The organism is Peptoniphilus timonensis JC401, from assembly GCF_000312025.1.
GTDB classification, from domain to species: Bacteria; Bacillota; Clostridia; order Tissierellales; family Peptoniphilaceae; genus Peptoniphilus_A; species Peptoniphilus_A timonensis.
Genome location: NZ_HE978595.1, coordinates 121,863 through 141,272, shown reverse-complemented (window position 1 = coordinate 141,272; position 19,410 = coordinate 121,863). Strand labels below are relative to the sequence as shown.

General features: G+C 30.9%; 22 protein-coding genes. 14 read left to right on the top strand and 8 right to left on the bottom strand.

Annotated elements, in window-relative coordinates; translation table 11 throughout:
* From HGPT_RS05940 to HGPT_RS10045, 8 genes are all read left to right on the top strand, one after another.
* The coding region (locus tag HGPT_RS05940; protein ID WP_155799235.1) for an MFS transporter at nt 1-787 on the top strand (787 nt) is incomplete at its 5' end.
* Between the two features lie 177 nt (nt 788-964).
* On the top strand, nt 965-2,563 hold the full coding sequence (locus HGPT_RS05935) for a Na/Pi cotransporter family protein (protein WP_019138920.1): 1,599 nt from the start codon (nt 965-967) through the stop codon (nt 2,561-2,563).
* A 183-nt stretch (nt 2,564-2,746) separates the two neighbouring features.
* Nucleotides 2,747-3,976, top strand: coding sequence for a putative DNA modification/repair radical SAM protein (locus HGPT_RS05930; RefSeq protein WP_019138919.1), 1,230 nt, complete (start codon nt 2,747-2,749; stop codon nt 3,974-3,976).
* Between the two features lie 7 nt (nt 3,977-3,983).
* Nucleotides 3,984-4,307, top strand: a complete 324-nt coding sequence (locus HGPT_RS10055; protein ID WP_245544161.1) for a hypothetical protein — start codon at nt 3,984-3,986, stop codon at nt 4,305-4,307.
* Complete coding sequence (locus HGPT_RS10050) at nt 4,283-4,711, top strand: TIGR03915 family putative DNA repair protein (RefSeq protein ID WP_245544160.1); 429 nt, start codon at nt 4,283-4,285, stop codon at nt 4,709-4,711. The genes HGPT_RS10055 and HGPT_RS10050 overlap by 25 nt, the downstream gene beginning before the upstream one ends.
* Nucleotides 4,712-4,763: 52 nt before the next feature.
* A complete protein-coding gene (locus HGPT_RS05920) occupies nt 4,764-5,369 on the top strand; it encodes a C39 family peptidase (RefSeq protein ID WP_019138918.1) in 606 nt (201 codons plus the stop codon).
* A 29-nt stretch (nt 5,370-5,398) separates the two neighbouring features.
* Complete coding sequence (locus HGPT_RS05915) at nt 5,399-5,860, top strand: hypothetical protein (protein WP_019138917.1); 462 nt, start codon at nt 5,399-5,401, stop codon at nt 5,858-5,860.
* A gap of 26 nt (nt 5,861-5,886) precedes the next feature.
* Nucleotides 5,887-6,087, top strand: coding sequence for a hypothetical protein (locus HGPT_RS10045; RefSeq protein WP_019138916.1), 201 nt, complete (start codon nt 5,887-5,889; stop codon nt 6,085-6,087).
* A gap of 20 nt (nt 6,088-6,107) precedes the next feature.
* Here the strand turns inward: HGPT_RS10045 and HGPT_RS05910 are convergent, their stop codons facing one another.
* The 5 genes from HGPT_RS05910 to HGPT_RS05890 form a co-directional block, all read right to left on the bottom strand.
* On the bottom strand, nt 6,108-6,614 hold the full coding sequence (locus HGPT_RS05910) for a phosphatase PAP2 family protein (protein ID WP_040542743.1): 507 nt from the start codon (nt 6,612-6,614) through the stop codon (nt 6,108-6,110).
* A 1-nt stretch (nt 6,615) separates the two neighbouring features.
* Nucleotides 6,616-7,491, bottom strand: coding sequence for a LysR family transcriptional regulator (locus tag HGPT_RS05905; RefSeq protein WP_019138914.1), 876 nt, complete (start codon nt 7,489-7,491; stop codon nt 6,616-6,618).
* A 171-nt stretch (nt 7,492-7,662) separates the two neighbouring features.
* A complete protein-coding gene (locus HGPT_RS05900; RefSeq protein WP_019138913.1) occupies nt 7,663-8,691 on the bottom strand; it encodes a hypothetical protein in 1,029 nt (342 codons plus the stop codon).
* 8 nt (nt 8,692-8,699) lie between these two features.
* Nucleotides 8,700-10,139 (bottom strand): MBOAT family O-acyltransferase, encoded by a 1,440-nt coding sequence (locus HGPT_RS05895; protein WP_019138912.1) that lies wholly within the window; start codon nt 10,137-10,139, stop codon nt 8,700-8,702.
* A 56-nt stretch (nt 10,140-10,195) separates the two neighbouring features.
* Nucleotides 10,196-10,831, bottom strand: a complete 636-nt coding sequence (locus HGPT_RS05890) for a helix-turn-helix domain-containing protein (protein WP_019138911.1) — start codon at nt 10,829-10,831, stop codon at nt 10,196-10,198.
* A gap of 439 nt (nt 10,832-11,270) precedes the next feature.
* Between HGPT_RS05890 and HGPT_RS10040 the strand changes: the two genes are divergently transcribed.
* From HGPT_RS10040 to HGPT_RS05870, 6 genes are all read left to right on the top strand, one after another.
* On the top strand, nt 11,271-11,657 hold the full coding sequence (locus tag HGPT_RS10040) for an NAD(P)H-hydrate epimerase (protein ID WP_245544159.1): 387 nt from the start codon (nt 11,271-11,273) through the stop codon (nt 11,655-11,657).
* Nucleotides 11,626-11,895, top strand: a complete 270-nt coding sequence (locus tag HGPT_RS10035; RefSeq protein ID WP_245544158.1) for an NAD(P)H-hydrate epimerase — start codon at nt 11,626-11,628, stop codon at nt 11,893-11,895. The genes HGPT_RS10040 and HGPT_RS10035 overlap by 32 nt, the downstream gene beginning before the upstream one ends.
* Nucleotides 11,888-13,240 (top strand): MATE family efflux transporter, encoded by a 1,353-nt coding sequence (locus HGPT_RS05880; protein ID WP_019138910.1) that lies wholly within the window; start codon nt 11,888-11,890, stop codon nt 13,238-13,240. The genes HGPT_RS10035 and HGPT_RS05880 overlap by 8 nt, the downstream gene beginning before the upstream one ends.
* A 164-nt stretch (nt 13,241-13,404) precedes the next feature.
* On the top strand, nt 13,405-14,064 hold the full coding sequence (locus HGPT_RS10030) for a hypothetical protein (RefSeq protein WP_019138909.1): 660 nt from the start codon (nt 13,405-13,407) through the stop codon (nt 14,062-14,064).
* Nucleotides 14,054-14,551, top strand: a complete 498-nt coding sequence (locus HGPT_RS10025; RefSeq protein WP_019138908.1) for a hypothetical protein — start codon at nt 14,054-14,056, stop codon at nt 14,549-14,551. Before HGPT_RS10030 ends, HGPT_RS10025 begins: the two co-directional genes overlap by 11 nt.
* Nucleotides 14,541-16,067, top strand: coding sequence for a ClC family H(+)/Cl(-) exchange transporter (locus HGPT_RS05870; RefSeq protein ID WP_019138907.1), 1,527 nt, complete (start codon nt 14,541-14,543; stop codon nt 16,065-16,067). Before HGPT_RS10025 ends, HGPT_RS05870 begins: the two co-directional genes overlap by 11 nt.
* Before the next feature lie 85 nt (nt 16,068-16,152).
* Here the strand turns inward: HGPT_RS05870 and HGPT_RS05865 are convergent, their stop codons facing one another.
* From HGPT_RS05865 to HGPT_RS05855, 3 genes are all read right to left on the bottom strand, one after another.
* Entirely contained in the window at nt 16,153-16,503 is a 351-nt protein-coding gene (locus HGPT_RS05865; RefSeq protein WP_019138906.1) for a Spx/MgsR family RNA polymerase-binding regulatory protein, read from the bottom strand.
* Between the two features lie 650 nt (nt 16,504-17,153).
* Nucleotides 17,154-18,362, bottom strand: a complete 1,209-nt coding sequence (locus tag HGPT_RS05860) for an FprA family A-type flavoprotein (protein ID WP_019138905.1) — start codon at nt 18,360-18,362, stop codon at nt 17,154-17,156.
* A gap of 146 nt (nt 18,363-18,508) precedes the next feature.
* Nucleotides 18,509-19,327 carry a tRNA lysidine(34) synthetase gene (locus HGPT_RS05855; protein ID WP_019138904.1) on the bottom strand — a complete coding sequence of 273 codons (819 nt, stop codon included), beginning with the start codon at nt 19,325-19,327 and terminating at the stop codon, nt 18,509-18,511.
* Nucleotides 19,328-19,410: the final 83 nt, after the last annotated feature.

Here is a 19,410-nt window from a genome sequence, read left to right as displayed (position 1 = left end):
ATCCTTTGGCATTCAAGAGATGTTAGATCAAATTGGCGCCTTTCTAGGTCCATTTTTTCTTTATCTTGTGATGTTATTTAAAACTGAAGGATCTACTTTTGAAATTTACAGAACTTGTTTTGCTTTTTTGGCAATTCCTGGATTTATAACTATTATACTTTTATTTTTTACTAAAAATAAATTTCCAAATCCAGAACATTTTGAGCCTGAATCCAAGGAAAACGAGAGCTTTGTCATGAAAAAATCCTTTGTCTATTATATAGTTGGGATTTCTCTTTTTGCCTTTGGATTTATGGATTACGCTCTTATAATTATGCACATTTCAAAATCTCTTGCAGGTCTTTCTCTCATAAGCAAAGAAACTTTGCCACTTTTATATGCAGGGGCAATGCTTGTCGATGCAATAGCTGCTCTTATTTTTGGTCATATTTACGACAAAAAAGGCGTAAAAGCTCTTGTAATCTCAACCTTAATATCTGCTCCCTTCTCGATTTTTATCTTTGGGATCAAAAGTGAAGGGGCAATTTTGTTTGGTCTAGTCCTTTGGGGAATTGGAATGGGTGCACAAGAATCTATTTTAAAAGCTGCAGTAACTTCTATGGTTCCCAAGAAAAATAGGGCAAGTGGTTATGGAATTTTTGAATGTTCCTTTGGAATTTTTTGGTTTTTGGGTTCTTGGTTACTTGGAGTTTTGTATTCAGTTTCCATTCCACTTATGATAGGGATTTCTATATTAGCTCAAGTGCTTGCAATTCCATTTTATTTAAGTGTTTCCAAATTAAAATAAAATAAAGTTTAGACGGTTAATAAGAATTTATAAGTTTTTTATGTTCAACTTATAGCGAGTTATAGCCGTCTATTTTTTTTGAAAATTTTTACTATTTCTTTACAAAATTTTTACTTTTACTTTAAAAAAAGATAAATATATTGTAAGATGAAATTGAAAAACAATTTGGGAGGACATATGTCAATTAATTATTTTATTGAACTATTGGGAGGACTTGCTCTTTTCCTCTATGGAATGGAAATGATGAGTACAGGCCTCGAATTAGTCGCAGGTGATAAGCTTCGAGTTATCATAGAAAAAATGACATCGAACTTTTTTAAGGCAATACTTGTAGGTGCTGGTGTAACTGCAATTATCCAATCATCTTCAGCGACTACAGTAATGGTTGTTGGTTTTGTAAATGCAGGACTCATGACTATTTATCAGTCTGTTGGAATTATTATGGGCGCCAATATTGGTACAACAATCACTGGTCAATTAGTTGCCCTAAACATTTCTACTTTAGCACCTATAATTGCCTTTGTAGGATTCTTGCTAAATACCTTCTCCAAAAACAAGAGGAAAAGATATGTAGGTCAATCCATAATAGGACTTGGTTTCTTATTTATGGGTATGCAATTTATGAGTGACTCTATGGCACCACTAAGAGACTATCCTGGATTTGTAACTTTGATGACTAAGTTTGACAATCCATTTTTAGGAGTAATAGCAGGTACTGCCATAACAGCTTTGTTGCAATCATCTTCGGCTTCTCTTGGTATCTTGCAAGCCATTTCAAATCAAGGAGTAATAACACTACATTCAGCAATGTATATTATTCTAGGATTTAACATTGGTACTTGTGTCACTTCAGTTTTATCATCTGTTGGATCTTCCAAAAATGCCAGAAGAACTGCTTTAGTTCACGTTCTATTCAATATCATAGGAACAATTATTTTCGTAACTATTTCACTATTTGTACCTATAGACGAAATAATAAAGGGTTTTTCAAGAGATTTGCCAGCAGCAGAAATTGCCAACTTGCACACTACTTTTAACATTGCAACTACAATTTTATTAATTCCTTTCTCTAAAAAACTTGCGGACTTATCCTTCAAGATTATCCCTGGTATTGACAAGGAACAAGAAGAAATGTCTTTACAATATATAAACTTAAACGTTGTAAAGGATGCACCGGCAACTTTTACAGATGTAAAGGCAGAAATCAGAAGACTATTAGATATTGTTACTATGAACTACGAATCTTCAGTTAGCTTATTAAGTGAATTTGATGAAGAAAAATACGATGAAATCTTTAGAAGAGAAGGAGTAATAAATTACTTAAACAAACAAATTTCAGCCTTTATAATTGACTCCTTAGGTCTTTCTATGAATGAAAAAACTTCTGCAAACTTTGCAAATTATCTTAGAATTTCAAGAGATATGGAAAGAATTGGGGATCACTCCAAAAATATTGCCGAAGTTGCAAAACTAAAGTATGATGAAAAACTTGAATTTACAGACATGACTTTTGAAGAATTAAGAGAAATTAATTCAATCATTGAGAAGATGTTCCACTCTGCTATTGACAAATTAGATAAGGACGAGAGAATTACCTTTATGCGTGAATCCAATGAACTTGTCCAAAAAGAAGCATCTAACTTTAGAAACAATCACATGCTTAGAATGAGAGAAAAAATTTGTAATCCAGAATCTGGTCTTCTCTACGAAAAAACTTTGGCAGCCATGGAAAGAATTTCATCTTACATTTCTAATGCCAGCAAGCTTGCAAATTAAAATAACTTGTAAAAATAATTAATATTAAAAATAAAATAATAAAAAATTATCTGCTCTCGGGCAGATTTTTTTGTGGAAAAAATTCTTAAAAGAAAAACTAAAAGAGAGGACCAAGATATAAAAAGGAAAAGAATATTTGTTTACAAACGTAAGTTTCAATGATAAAATAAATTTGGTGGTAATATGGAATTAAGGGAAAAAATTAGAATTTTATCAGATGCTGCAAAGTATGATGTAAGCTGTTCTTCTTCTGGATCAAATAGAAAAAATAATAAGGGTCTTGGAAATGCAAGTCCTAGTGGAATTTGCCATTCTTGGTCAGAAGATGGAAGGTGTATATCCTTATTAAAAATACTTTTTACAAATCACTGCATCTATGACTGCAACTACTGCATCAATGCAAGAAGTGTTGATTCAAAAAGAGCGGCATTTACAGTTGATGAAGTAGTGGATTTGACCATAAATTTTTATAAGAGAAATTACATAGAAGGTTTATTTTTGTCCTCTGGTATTTTTAAATCCTGCGATTACACCATGGAAAAATTAATTGAAGTTGCAAAGAAACTACGTCAGGAAGAAAATTTTAATGGATACATTCACATGAAGGCAATTCCAGGTGCAAGTCAAGATCTTTTGAGAGAACTTGGCAAATATGTGGACAGGATGAGCATAAATATAGAACTTCCAACTGAAAAAAGTCTTGCTCTTTTGGCACCTGAAAAAAGTATCGAAGAAATAACAAGACCCATGGATTTAGTTTCAAAAACCTTAGAAATTAATAAACTAGAAAAGAAAAAATATAAAAAGTTTTCGAAAAAAGATTTATTTTTGCCAGCAGGTCAAACAAGTCAGATGATTGTTGGAGCAGGTGACATTCACGATAGAGACGTGCTAAAAAGGTCTCAAAGTCTTTATGATGATTACAAGTTAAAAAGAGTGTATTATTCTGCCTATGTTCCTGTTAGAAAAGATTCCAAATTGCCAAGTGTAAAGACACCACTTCTAAGGGAACACAGGATTTATCAGGCAGACTTTTTACTTAGATTTTATGGATTTAAGGCTGGAGAACTTTTAAGCGAAAGTAAAAAGGACTTTGATTTAAATATAGATCCGAAAATGGACTGGGCAATAGAAAATTATAAGGATCCCCTTGAAATAAATAAGGCGAGTCTTGAGGAACTCTTAAAAGTCCCTGGTTTTGGTCCAAGGTCTGCGAGAAAAATTGTAAGGGCGAGGAGATCTTTTAATTTGACCTTTGAAGATTTAAAAAAACTTAAGATTTCCACAAAGAGAGCCATAAATTTTATAACAGTTTCGGGAAAATATTATGGGAAAAATTTTGACTCTAAAGAAGCCTTGAGGTCCTTAATCCTAGAAAGAGAAGGAGGCGAACAACTCAGTTTTTTTGACTGAATAAATTATGATTTATATATATGATGGAAGCATTGAGGGATTATTTACTGTAATTTTTAATGCTTATAAGGTCCTAGAAGAAGTAGACACAATAACAAAAAGGTCTCAGCAAATAGATTTTATAAAGGACAGGATAAAATGCACTACTGAATTAGATAAGGCGAGACGAGTAAAAAATTCTATCATAAAAAACTTTTCCTATTCCTTTTATGACAGCATTCTAAAAGTTTTTGCCTCTTCTAGTGATAAAAAGGAAATAGCCATTGCAAAGACTCTAAAAAATTATACATCCATGGATTTAATTATTTGGAAAGTGCAGATGGAGATGTAATTCAATTTAGAGATTTATTAAAGAGAGTTTCTGGAGAAATTCATTCTTTCAAGGGGCTACTTCGCTTTGATGAAAAAGAAGGAATTTTATTTGCAAAGTTTGAACCACAAAATGACATTTTATTTTTTATTTACAGACACTTTAAGAGCAGGCTTGTAAATGAAAAATTTGTAATTGCAGATTTAAGACGTGATAAGGCAGTTATCTATAACGGCGAAAGGGGAGAATTTTTTAAATTTGAAATGAATGAAAATTTAAAATCAGAAGATGCTTATGTGGATCTTTGGATCTCCTTTTACGATGCAGTCGCCATAGATGAGAGAAAAAATGAAAAATTGAGGATGCAAAATATGCCAAAAAAATATTGGAAGAATCTCCCAGAGATGAATAGGCTAAAAAAATAAGCTATATTAATAAAACTTTCTTCAAGGGGTATAAGTATCTTGGGAGGAAAAGATGGAAAAAAATAGAATTGCAAACTTAAATACTTATATAGAAAAAAATTATCCCGGAGCAAAGTTCATCGAAGCTAGTGAGATTGATTTGCCAGATTTTTTGCAAAGAGATTTTGAGGCTGGATTAAATAACTGCACCATTACAAGCTTAACTAGGGTGATAACTTATTATTTTAAGGACATTGACAAAAATAAGGTCTACGAAGAAGTTTTTGAAATTGCAAAAAGAAATGGCTACTTCAAAAAATATGGAACTCTTCCAGTTTTTATCTCCCACATTGCAAATATTTACTTTAAGAGAAATAATATTCCCATAAGGGCAAGAGGCGTTTATTTAGGAAATTTTTATTCTCATGTAAAAGATGAGATAGATAACTTTAGGCCACTACTTATGAATTTAGCTTCAGGTTATTATAAAAATCACTCTTTAGTTATTTCGGGATATTCAGTTTACAAATTTAGGGGCATGAAAGTTAAGTTTCTACACGTTTATGACGGTTGGAATAAGGAAAAATCTTATATTGACTACAATGACTTAAATGGATTTTTGAGCCTTCCAATTTTTTCTTACAATGTCTTTGACATTGACTTAGATAGGAATTTGTAATAGAGTTTAAGACCAGATAGGGTGATTTTATGGAAAGAAACTATTTAAAATTTTTGGTATCTGAACTTATTTTTGTTAAGGAAGATACCTTGATAAATTTAATTCCAAAAACCGATGAAAAGTACAGGGAAATTTTTGGAGAATTAGAATCTTATGTAGATAATTTAAACCTCAGCATAAGAAAGCTTAGGAGAAATTTGAGACTTTTGGACAAACTTTCTCCAGAACTTGCCCAAAAAAAGGCAGATGAAGAATTTAAAAAAGATTTTTCTGAACTAAATGAAGAAGAAAAAATTGAAAATAAAGCCCCACTTATAAGTGATGATGACAGAAAAATAATAGAAGATTTATTTAGAGAAGTTATTTTTCACTACAGCCCAAGGCTTTACGATTTTCCTTTGGAAGATTTTGATGAGGCAAGAGAGTATTTTAAAAATTGTGATAGAGAGGGCCTCGAAAGCTTTTTAAATAAAAAAAGCCAGAAGAATTAGATATAAGTGATGAAAAGCTTCAGTATATGAGAGATGATTTAGAAATAGAAATTTCAATATTATTTGATAGATTTCCACTAAATCAGTTGGATATGCTAGACGATAAGGAGGCAATAGATTTCAATTTAAATAGACTAAAAAATGTCTACGAAGAGTATCAAGAAATCTATGGAAGCCTTGGAGAAGAATTAAATATAAAAATTGCAGAAAAATATACTACCCCATAAAAAATTATGAGGTAGTTTTTTTATACAAATTTTTTTACTAAAGTTCTTGCTCCAATACTGGAAAGAATGCCCACAACAATTCCTGCAAGAACATCTGTGGGATAGTGAACTGAAAGATACATTCTAGAAAATCCTATTAGACATGCCAAGATTAGGGCGAAAATTCCTTCTTTTTTGTTGAAGTGAAAAATTCCCCAAGCAGTGGCAAAGGATGATCCAGTGTGCCCTGATGGGAAAGATGATCCCATGGGTTTATTTATCAGAAGATCAAAGTCATAGACTGTATAAGGTCTAGGTCTTCCTATCAGAGGTTTCATAATTAAAAGTCCAATAATAGAAAAAATAATTAGACCAAAAATAAGAGTGAGACCTTCTCTTTTATCTCTTTTGTCTTTCTGAAAAAATATAATGAGGGCAAGAATAATCCAAACTATTCCGCCGTTACCAAGACTTGTGATAAAAATCATAAATTTGTCTAGGATGGGGGAATGAATTGATTCCAAAAATTCTAAGAATTGTAATTCCATCTTATTCTTTTTCTTTAAATTTGCTCTTGATGAATTGCACAAAATTCTTTAGGTTTTTCTTTAGGAAGGCTTCCTTGTGATAAACCATGTAGTAAGTCCTCTTTATTTCTAGGTCTTTGATTCTGTGCTTAGTTATTTCAGCATCTTCAAAAGAAGATTCTGCACCAAGAGAAATTGCATCAGAAGATTTTACAATATTTAGGACCATGTCCTTGTTTTGACAAATATACTTAATGTCAATAGGTATATTCGTTTCTCTCAAATAAGTTAGAAGGATTTTCTTTGTTGATTCGTCAAGATCTCCTAGGACAAATTTTTTGTTCCTAAGATCTTCGGCGTCTAATTCCTTCTTTTTACTGAACTCAGAATCACCAGATGAAATAATATAAATTTCATCTTCGTAGAAAGGTTCTGCAATATTTTTTTCAAAACCTGTGTCTCCGTCGATGATTGCCAAGTTAATTATTCCGGCATTTAATTTTTTAAGTATTTCTTCGCGAGAGTCAACATAAACTCTAATTTTTATGTCTTCTTTTTTACTTTCATATTCATCAATGATTTCTAAAAGAAACTGAGAGCTAAAATTTGAGCTGACGCCAAGATTGATATTGTGAGCAGTAGATGAACCTTGTAAGAAAATAACAGTATCTTGAAATTGTTCCAAAATATTTAAGGCAAAGTCATATAGTCTTAAGCCAACATCTGTTATGTATAATTTTTTTGAAATTCTATCGAAGAGTTTAACATTGTACTCACTTTCAATTTGAGAAATTGCGTGAGATACAGTGGGCTGCGAAATATTAAGGTTACTTGCAGCATTTGACATATTTTTTGTCTTAACAACTTCGATAAATATTTCTAAATCTCTAATTGTCATAAAAACCTCCTTAAACCTATTCTAGTATCATTTTTAGCAAAAATCAAGAATTATAGAAGAAAGCTTATATTTTTGTTTTCAGTAAAATTTTAAGAAAAATATTTGTAGGAATATTGTCACATTACAAAAAGGATACTAAAAAAATAAACAAAGGGATTACCCCTTTGTCTATCAAGATTTATTTATATCGTAGGTCTTTAAATCGTTAAACCAAACTGGATCGTCAGCCAGATTTTCTTGGAAGACCCCTTCTTTTTTCATATAATCAATAAAAAATAAATTAAATTTTTCTGCTCCATTCACATTTAAGTGGTGAGGATCATAAAAGTCATCCTTGGATAAATTCATTTCATCATAATACTTGTTAAAGTCGATGAAGTCTGCGTCCTTTTCGCCAAGGTGTTTTTCTATAACTTTTATATTTTCTTCATAGATTGGATAATCGTAAATTGGAGTTTTTAGAAAATAAAGTTTAATGCCATTTCTTTTCGCAAGATCAATTATTTCATCAAAGGCTTTTAAGTTGGATTCTAAATAATTTTCTTCATCAAAATTTTCTGCAAATGCTGTATATTTTGTTTTTACTTCTTCTCCAGAATTGGCAAAGTCTTTACTCTGTCCCTTTAATAGTACATAGCCCTTTAAATAGTCCTCATAGCTTTTCTTATCAAAGTTATAATCTTCGTCTTTAAGCTCATTCCATCTTGAGTGGTAGGCTATTAGAGGAAAAATTGCAGGAAGCTTATTTCCCCAGGGAACTTTTTTTGCAACCATCTCAATTTTATTTTTTGAAAGGGGCAAATAATCCGAATAAGAATTTATTACACTGTAATCCTCAGGAATATTGTAGATTGAACTTTGGATGTCCACAAAAATAACAGTTGGATTTTTTCTTTTTAATGCTTCTTTTACATAAGATGCAGTGATTTTTAGGGGTTGACTTTGTGATGCCAAGACATAGGACTTAACTCCTGTATTTCTATATATTACAAGGGGTTCAAAGGAACAGTAGGCGTGGCTTGTTCCAAAAAACATGGCATTATAATCTTCACTTTCGTTAAAAAAACCACCAATTTTATTTCCCATGTCCCAAGGTTTTGCCAAAGATTTTCTGATAAAGAGATTATTCAGTTGTAGGCAGGCAAAAATAATTATGCCTAAAAAAATTATAGATTTTAAAATTTTAAAAAATTTTTTCATATTAGCTCCTAGAACTGAAAGTAAATAAAGGCAGATTCAGAAAATTCTGGTCCATAAATGCCAAATATTATTATTGCAAAGATAAATGCCAAATAAACTATCCATCTTATAGGAAGGACTAAATTTATAACTTTTTGGGACAAATTTACCTTATTGTATTTTAGTATGTCAAAGATAAATAAAACTACAAGTCCACAAATAAGTGGATATATATTAGCTAGCCCAAATTTTGAATTAGCAATTTCATTGACTAAGTTTTTGGAAGATGGATTGTTTATTATACTTAGGATAAATTCATTTCCATGGTGAATATTTTCTGCCCTAAAATAAATAAAGGCAAAGACAACTATTATAAAAGTAAGGATTCGCCTCATGCTGTCTATAAAAATATTTTTATTCTTAAAATTTTTATTTATGCCAAAAATATTTTCTATAACATTAAAAACTCCGTGGATAAGTCCCCAAAATACAAAGGAAAGTTCTGCACCGTGCCAAAGTCCACTTACAAGAAATACAATAAGTAGGTTTAAGCATTTTCTAAAAGATCCACGTCTGTTGCCACCTAGAGGAATATAGAGATAGTCCTTAAACCAAGTGGAAAGGGAAATGTGCCATCTTCTCCAAAATTCTGTTATGGACTTTGATAAAAGTGGTTCTTTAAAATTATCCATTAAGTCAATGCCGAGAATTTTTGCAGAACCCTTTGCCATTATAGAATAGGAATAAAAGTCGCAATAAATTTGGATGGTAAATAAAAGTCCTCCGATTATTAGGAATTCTCTAGAGTGCATTTTGTAAGAAGAAAAGGCATCGTTGACAAAGATTGCTGCCCTGTCAGCTATTAGCAATTTTAAAAACATGCCGTAGACAAAAAGCACAAGACCTCTCACTAGATTTTCATAGGAAAATTTTTTAGGATTTTTAATTTGAGGAAGAAGATTTCTACTTCTTTCAATAGGTCCTGCCACAAGTTGAGGGAAGAAAGATACGAAGAGGGCATAGTCAATAAAATTTTTCTCTGCCTTGAGATCTTTTCTGTAGACATCAATTGTGTAGCCCAAAGCTTGGAAGGTATAAAAGGAAATTCCAACTGGTAGCAAAAGATCTAGGGCAATATTAAATTCTTTTGATGAAATTTTTGCTGCCAAGTCCACAAAAAAGTTAAAGTACTTAAATATAAATAAAATTCCCAGATTTATAAAGAAGCACAAAAATACAGCGACTTTCATTTTATTTTTAGAATCTCTGTTATTTTCTATAAAAATGCCAGTTAAATAAGTTATGAAAATGGAGATTAGCATTAGGAAAGTGTATTTTACATTCCAAAAACTGTAAAATGTAAGACTTGCCAAGAGCAAAAATATATTTTTAGATTTTCCCCTAAATAAATTGTAAATAATTACAACTATGGGAAGGAAAATTAAGTATTCAAATGAGTTAAAAAGCATAAAATCCTCCAATCACTATATAATATAGTAAAATTTGGAGGATTTCAATATTTAGATTAGCTAGCTATTAGGCTTAATTTGTACTCCTTGGGAGTTTTTCCAGTGTACTTTTTAAAGGTCATTGTAAAATGAGCTTGAGATGAAAATCCACACTCATAAGAAATATATTCTAGGGTCTTTTTGTCCTCTGTCAAAAGTTTTTTTGCCTTATTTGTCTTTAAAGTGTTTAGATATTGACAAAAGGTAAAGCCAGTTTCTTCTTTAAAAAGGGAGCATAAATAATTTTTGGAAAGGTGAAGTTTTTTTGCCAAATCTTCCAAAGTCAGTCCCTTCATGTATTCTTTGTTAATAATTTTAAGAGCCTTATCTATAAGATCGTTCTTGGAAAAAGAAAGGGCATCGAGAAGGGAGTTGGAATAAGGTTCTATTAGGTCTTTTGCAAGATTTTTTATAGCTTCTTCTTCATAGATATTTTCAAGTCTTTCTGTGAAATTGTCATGTATGTATGATAGGTCTTTGTTATATGTAATCAAGAAGTAGGTGTAAAGAAAGGTGTTTAGATTTTCTATTTGCCTTTTCATATCTTCAATGGAAGATTCTTTTTTTATGTCTTCAATATTTTCAAAAATTTCTGTGGCACAGTTTATGCACTGAGGTCTTGCCATTTGTGCAATCCTAAGATAATTTGTCATAAATTCCTCCTGTTTTTAATTTATTTTCTTAACTTTTTTACTTTATTTAATTTTTTATGGATTTGTTTAGTTTTTAAATTTAAAGTCAAAACAATTATAAGTTAATTGATATCAAATATCAATAGTAATATTTTTATTTTATCTCATCTTTAACAAAATAAAAGGAGAAATATTTTAAAAATCCTAAAAAGCTTTTGTAAAAATTTATAGAAAGTTGTAAAATAAATACTTTATGAAAGTCTTAATATAAAAACTAAAGAAAATAAGCCTTAATATCTTTAAAAATAAATCTAAATATTTGTAAATAATTTTAAGATTTACATCTAATTTATTTTACGAGATAAAAATTTGTTAAAAATTGAATTTGTAGAAGATAAATGGGTCTAGGTGGTTTTAATTTTTCGCAAATAGCATATAATAAGAAGAAGGAGGGATGACTGTGACAATTTCAAAAAATAAAATGATTGAATTAGAGAAGAGAACAATAGATGAATATAAAATTGATTCTCTTATTTTAATGGAAAATGCAGGAATGGGAATATATCGTGAAATTAATCAGTACGATTCCTTTACAATAATTTGCGGTAAGGGAAATAACGGTGGCGACGGTCTTGTCATTGCAAGGCACCTAATACTAAGTGGAAAACTAGTTGAGGTCTTTGTAGTTGGCGAACATCCCACTAGAGAATTTTCAAAAAATTTAGAAATTTTGGAAAAACTTACTGAAATAAATTATATAGAAGACGAAAAATTTGATGACTTAATTGAATCACTAGAAGTCAATGAAGTTACTATTGACGCCATTTTTTGGGATTGGTTTAAATAGAGATTTAAATTCTTTTTATAAAAACTTAATCAACTGTATAAATGAACATGGAAATTATGTCATTGCTGTGGATATCCCTTCTGGAATGGATGCAGATACTGGAGATGAGTACGGTAATTGTGTAGCGTCTAATCTTACTTATGCTATTTCAGACATAAAAAAGGGAGAACTTTTAAATAGCAAGGTGGGAGAACTTAAAAAGATATATATAGGGATTGTGAGGTATGCCAATGAGTAAAAAAATAAGCAGAAATATAAATTTGACAGAAGGCTCAATTGTCGAAGGGATAATTAAATTTGCCATTCCCCTTCTTCTCACAAACTTTTTGCAACAGCTCTACAACACAGCTGACCTTATGATAGTGGGAAGATTTGCTGGCAAAAACCCCATGGCAGCCGTTGGAGCAACTGGACCTGTTTCAAACCTTTTGATTGGTCTTTTCCTTGGGCTTACAACTGGTGCATCAGTAATAATTTCTCTTTACTATGGTTCCAATGACAGAGAAGCTTTAAAAAGATCTGTGGGTTGTTCTTATTTTCTCGGACTAGTTTCGGGTCTTATTATAACGGCCTTTGGTTATTTTACTACGCCATTTTTCCTAAGGATAATGGACACACCACAGGAAATTTTACAAGATGCGACAATTTACATGAGGGTATTTTTCCTAGGAACAGTTCCAATTCTTATATACAACATGGGAGCATCAATCCTAAGAGCAACAGGCGACTCCAAGAGACCTTTTAACTTTTTGTGCGTTTCTGCTATTGTAAATATTGTCCTTGACTTATTGTTAGTAGGATTTTTAAAGATGTCAGTACTAGGAGCAGGGATTGCAACTCTTGCATCTCAAGTTACATCAGCAATTCTTGTAACTTATTCACTACTAAAAACTGATGGATCTTATAAACTTAGAAGAAGTGAAATAAAACTTCACAAGTTTGAAGCTAAGAGAATTTTTGAAGTTGGTATCCCAACAGGAGTTCAAACAGCTCTCTTGTCCTTTACTAATGTAATTTTCCAAGCGAAGATAAATTCCTTTGGACCAGATGCCATAGCAGGTGTTGCGGCAGAAGGAAGAATAGATGGATTTTTATTTATGTCCCTGCAAGCTATTGCCCTTGCAGCTACAACTTTTTCAGGACAAAACTTTGGTGCCAAAAAATTTGACAGACTTCGTGAAGGTATGAAGGTTTCACTATTAATTGTGTTTGGAATTGCTTTTGTATTGTCACTAATAGCATACTTCTTGGCAAGTCCACTTATTGCAATATTTAATTCTGATCCTGATGTTGTTGCCTATGGGGCAGACTTCTTGAAGATTTTGAGTCTTGGAATATGGTCCTTTGGACTTTCAGAGACAATATCAGGTTTTATAAGAGGAAGTGGACACGCTATGGGACCTATGATTATTTCTCTTCTTACAATTTGTATATTTAGGCTTGTAATAGTTCACTTTGCAATGCCAATTTACAATTCAATAAGAGTAATATCAATAATTTATCCAGTTTCCTATTTTGCAAATTTCCTAATTATGGCTATTTATTTTAAATTTGGAAAGTGGAGAAAAGATTTTGATTTTTAAATAAATTTTATAAAAGAATTCATAGAATTTGGCACCTCTTGGTGCCTTTTTCATTGCAATAAAGAGAAGATTTATTGTAAACTATAAGTAATATAAAAAAAGCAGTGATTTTATGAAGAAAAAAACTACAATTTTAATAATTATATTGGCTTCTGCCATTTTTTTTGTCAGTATCTTCCTTTAATAGATATCCCAAAAAAATTGTTGCAGAAATCCTCTACACCATAGACGACAGGATTTTTGCCTTTGCAGATGACTATTTCCAAGATTTCGGCTTTAGTGATATCTTTAACAAGGTAAAAGCTTCTGGAGATTATGGGCTAAGACTTTCTTGTGAAAACAATAGGGGCGACAAGTTAAATATAATAAATCACCAATCAGCAAGCGACAAATCTAGATATTTTTACGAGAGAAAAGAAGTAAATCATGAGATTGAAACTTATGGTGAAAAAATTATAAATAGTGATGTTTACCTTCTTAGAGATGATATAGCAAGTCTTCCCCTATACATTGACAGAAATACTATGCTTAACCTTTCTCGTGACTCCAAAGTTTTATCAGACCTTGGCTATAGTTTGGACAACAAAAAATTATTTCTTCCACCAGTTTCTCCTTCTGAAAAGAATTCGGAACTAAAAAAATATGTGAAAAAAGAATGGACAGAGATAATTAGGAGAACTAAAGTAAAAAAAATCTCTGAAAAAAGTTATGAAGTAAAATTAAAGTCCAAAGACTTAAAAGATCTAATGGATAAGATAGAGGATTTTTATAAAGAAGAAAATTACTTTCCTTACACTTATTTTTCAAGCTTTTTTGAGAGATGAATTTTCAAAAATTTCCTATGATTTAGATAAGAGAGATTTAATAGTTTTTTATATCTCAACAGATGATGAGGGAAATCTTTTGAGATTAAAATCAGATGATTCTAAGTATGCCCTTACTATAAAGGACTATTTGGAATTAAAATTTCCAGAAACTAGAATTTATATTGAGCCTGAAGAAAATGGAGATTTAAAAACCCTAAAGGGAAAAATAAATGACAGTTCTTTTAGGATGTCCTATTATCCAAAGACAAAAAAATTAATTTATCACGATGGAAAGACCCTTATAAATGCGAGATTTTATAATTTTATAAGATCTAAAAAGTTTAAATTAATTGCTGATATTGATGGTGAAAATATAAAAAAATTAAATGTCAATTTTTATACAGTGCCAGAAAAAATTGAAAAAGAAAAAGAATATATAGAAATTTTGAAATTAGATGAAGAGGCTTGGAAGAGATTGAGATGGGGTGAAAAAGTTGAGAAATGATATAAATAGAAAGGACAAATTAATCTTTAGCATGCTTTTAGATGCCATAATGGTGGGCTTTTTTGCTGGGATTTTTTCTGTTCTATATAGATTTGTAATAATGAAAATGGACATGTATAGGGCATTTTTGTATAAGGAATTTAATATAAAATCTTTATTTATTTTAATAGTTTTGGCAAGCTTAATTTCTTTTATAATCTACAAATTATTAAAATGGGCACCCCTATCAGGTGGAAGTGGTATTCCACAAATTAGGGGAGAAATCCTTGGCAAATTTAAGATGAATGAAGTCCCAACACTTGTTTCCAAAATTGTAGGTGGAGGACTGGGAAATCTCATGGGATTTTCGCTTGGAAGAGAAGGTCCATCTATCCAAATGGGCGGAGCGGCAGCAAAGTTTTTGGGCAAATCCCTAAAAAGACCAGCTGATGAAATAAAGTATATGATAACAGCAGGAGCAGCAGCAGGACTTGCCGCAGCCTTTAACGCACCTATGGCTGGAGCAATTTTTGCCATAGAAGAACTTCACAAGTCCTATTCAAAATTTGTTCTCTTGCCAGCACTTATTGCATCAATAGTGGCAAATTATGTTTCCTTTGTAATTATGGGAGCAGAAACTTCCTTTTCCTTCTTTGTGACAAAATCACTGCCAATGAAATTAATTTGGCTTCCCATTGTTATTGGAATTTTGACAGGTTTAGTTGGAGGAATTTATAACCACTTAATAACAAAATTTCAGGACTTATTTAAAAAAATAGATTCAAAAATTTTAAAATATGCACTTTTAATGGGAGTTACAATACTTGTTGGATTTATGTTTTTTGAAGGAACTGGAGGAGGACACGGGCTTCTAGAAAAAATGGCAAAGGAAAGATTTGCAGTAAAATATATACTTGCCATACTTTTGGTAAAATTATTTTACACAACATTTTGTTACGGATCAGGTGTCCAAGGTGGAATATTCTTACCTGTCCTAGTTATTGGAGGATCTTGTGGAGCTTTAGTTTTTTCTATCTTAGATGGAACTTTTGCCCTAAACGACTATTACATCAACTTTATAATCTTGGGCATGAGTGGAATTTTAGCTTCAGTTGTCAGAAGTCCAATTCTATCCATAATTTTAGTTTCAGAAATGACAAAAACTTTTGAACACTTAATTGCCCTATCCATTGTGGTTATGGTGTCCTACTATGTTGCAGAACTTTTGAAAGTTGCACCAATTTACGACACTCTTTTTGAAAGACAGTTAAAAGATAAAAATTTACTTACTGCAAAAGAAAAAGAACTTGGCGATTATTCAGTTTTTGAGTATACTGTTTCAGATGATTTTGTCAATATAAATAAAAGCCTAAGAGATATAAAATTCCCAAGACACCTTATAATTCTTTCCATTGAAAGAGATGGAAGTGAATTTGTACCAAAGGCAGATGACTTGATCCTGCTTGGAGATAAAATAACTGTATTAATAAACGCAGAAGACTCTCTCGATATAGATGAATTTTTTAAGGGAGAATAATAACTAATAAAAAAGTGCAAGATTTTTTTCTTGCACTTATTTTACTTATAAAATAAATTTTATTTAGAAATTTACTTACAAATTTTTATAAGTTCTCTAAATATTTTTTGACTTGGGGACCTACATAGGCCTTGTCATCTTTTAAAAGAATTGGTCTTTTTACTAGCATTCCGTCACTTGAAAGAAGTTCGTAGATTTCATCGTCATTCATATCTTTTTTCTTGTCCTTTAGATTAAGCTCCCTGTATCTTATTCCAGATGAATTAAAAAGTTTGTAGATGTCTATATCTGCCATTTCTTTTATTTTTTTAAGTTCTTCTGGACTCAAGAGATCCTTGTCTATTTCTCTATATTCATAGGAAATATTTTTTTCTTCTAAAAGTTTTTCAATATTTTTGCAAGTGCTGCATTTTTTATATCCAATTAAAGTATTCATAATATCCTCCTCTTAAAACAAATTATACTATAAAAAAATATAAAAAAATTTTAAAAATTTTTTAAAAAAGTGTTTACAAAATAGTTTTGTGTGGTATAATATTAATACCAAATAAGATTAACGTATTAAAGTAAAGAAATTGATTAACTTATTTGGTGAGAAAAATGACAATTCCATCCAAGTAAAAGTAAAAGCGTATTTGATTTTTATTAAATTTGTTAGCCTTTTTATTAAATTTTAATGAGGCTTTTATATAAATCGAATGAGAAAAAGTAATTAGTTGATGGTAAATAGTGTAAATTGTAAGAATTAATGAGATTTACTCTTAGTTTTTATATAAATGGCAAAGAGTCCTAGAGTTGGGAGCTCTTACAAAAGCTTAATTTGTATATGACTTTAGTAAATAAAAGATTATAGGTGATAGATGTGATTGAACCAAAAAGTTTAAGTTGGATGGAATTGGAAATTTAAAAAGAATGTCTTTTTCTTGTATAAATATAAAGACATTCTTTTTTTTATGCATATTTTTAATTTAAAATTTTATAATTTAGATTAATATGCCTTTTTGATATTAAAATTTCAAAGAGTTTATAAAATTTATTATACAAAAAATCTCCACCATAAAAAGTGGAGATTTTTAAATTATAAGATTATTTATCTGCTAAGATTTTTGCAGCCATTTCTTTACCAAAGTCAATTAATTGTTTTAATTCTTCGTCTGTTGCTGCACCTTGAATTTCAAGTTGAGTGTCAAGAACATCGTACTTGCCATCTTCCATGTATTTCTTTAGAGTTCTTAAAGCTCCACCAGACCATGAGAAAGTACCGAAAATTCCCCAATAATTATTTTTCATTCTTTGGTGAGAAACTTCTGTCAAAAGATAATTCATTGGAGGGAATAGGTTGTTGTCATAAGAACATGATCCCAAGATAACTCCCTTGTATCTCCAAATATCTGATAGAAGATAAGAATTAGATGTCTTTGTAATATCTCTTACTTTTACATCTTTAAGTCCACCTTCAGCAAGTCCTCTGGCAACAGCTTCTGCCATTGTTTCAGTGTTTCCATACATTGAACCGTAAATAACTACACAGCCATCAATTGTTTCTTGTTTTGCAAGTGATGTGTAGATGTCGATAATTTTTTGAGGATTTTCTCTCCAAATAGGTCCGTGGTCTGGACAAATTAATTCAACATCAAGATTTTCTAATTTTTTTAGAGCCTTTAATGCTTGGCTTGCATATTTTCCAACTATGTTGATGAAATATCTAGTTGTTTCTTCTAGATATTGTGAATTGTATTCGATTTGGTCATCGAAGATTCCACCATCAAGTGTTCCAAAACCACCAAAGATATCTTGTGAGAAAAGTGTTTTAGTCGCTTCTTCATAGGCAACCATAGATTCTGGCCAGTGAACCATTGGAGTTGTGTAGAAAGTAATTTTTCTATCTCCAAGTTCTACAGTTTCTCCGTCCTTAACTTCTAGGATGTTATCAGTAACTTCGTAGAAATTATTGAGCATTGTTATAGCCTTTTTGTTTGTAACAAGTTTTGCATCTGGATAGATATCCAAAATTGATTTAAGTGAAGAAGAGTGGTCTGGTTCCATGTGATTGATTACTATGTAATCAATTTTTTCATTTTCTCCAATAATTTCATTTATCTTTTGAATGTAATCGTCAATTGTGTTAACTCTTACTAAATCAAAAAGTATATTTTTTTCACCTTTAAGCACATAAGAGTTGTAAGCAACTCCCTTTGGTAGTGGCCACATTCCTTCAAATAGTTCTGTTTTTCTATCATTTGTACCTATGAAATAAATATCATTTTTAATAGGCACTGACAATAAATTTTCCATATATCCTCCTTATATTTATATTAAATATTTTTAAAAATTTATTTCTAAAATTGAATAAGTTAAAATTTTAAATCAAAAAATTCACCATAAATAATTTAATACCCCATAATCCCAATAAAAATCAGAACTTTAGAATAATTTTTATTTTAGTAAAATTCTAAAAAGTCGTGTCTTTCTCCATTTTCTTTATATCCCAAAATCTGTTCCATATTTACATTTTCTGTTGCACGCAAGAGATTTATATCCACGTTTTTATTTTCTTTTTTTAGCTCTTCAATAAGTTCCTTTATAAAAAATCTCTTGTTGCCAGATTTCTTTTGTGTAACGGTGCAGGCACAGTCAAGAGCAGATAGACCAGTTGATTTCATAAACCTTATTATTGCTTCTTCCTTTACAAGATACATTGGTCTAATGAGTTCAAGTCCTTCAAAGTTTTTTGACTTTAACTTTGGCATCATTGTTTTAAAATCGCCAGCGTAAATAATGTTAAGTAGAACAGTTTCTATTACATCATCAAAGTGATGGCCAAGAGCAAGTTTGTTACAACCAAGTTCTTGTGCTCTGTTGTATAAATTACCTCGACGCATCCTTGCACACATGTAACAAGTTGATCCGCCTTCTGACATTTTTTCAGCCACAGAAAAGACATCGGAATCGTGAACCTTAACAGGTATGCCCAGTTTTTCACAGTTGTATTCAAGTCTTTTTCTGTTTTCAGGAAGATAACCAGGATCCATTGCTATAAATTCAAGGTCAAAGGGCACCTTGTTGTGTCTTTTTAATTCTTGCATTAATTTTGCAAGAGTAAGAGAATCCTTGCCACCTGAAATTGCAACAGCAACCTTGTCGCCTGGGCTAATCATTTCATATTTATTAACCCCTTGGACAAATTTTTTATAAATATCTCTTCTGTAAGTTTTTATGAGGGACCTCTCTATGTCCACAACACTTTTTATTGTTTCCAAAAATATTTCACCTTCATCAATCTATTTTCATTATATCACAGTTATTTACTAATTTTTAAATAAATAAAGCCTATAAAAATCTA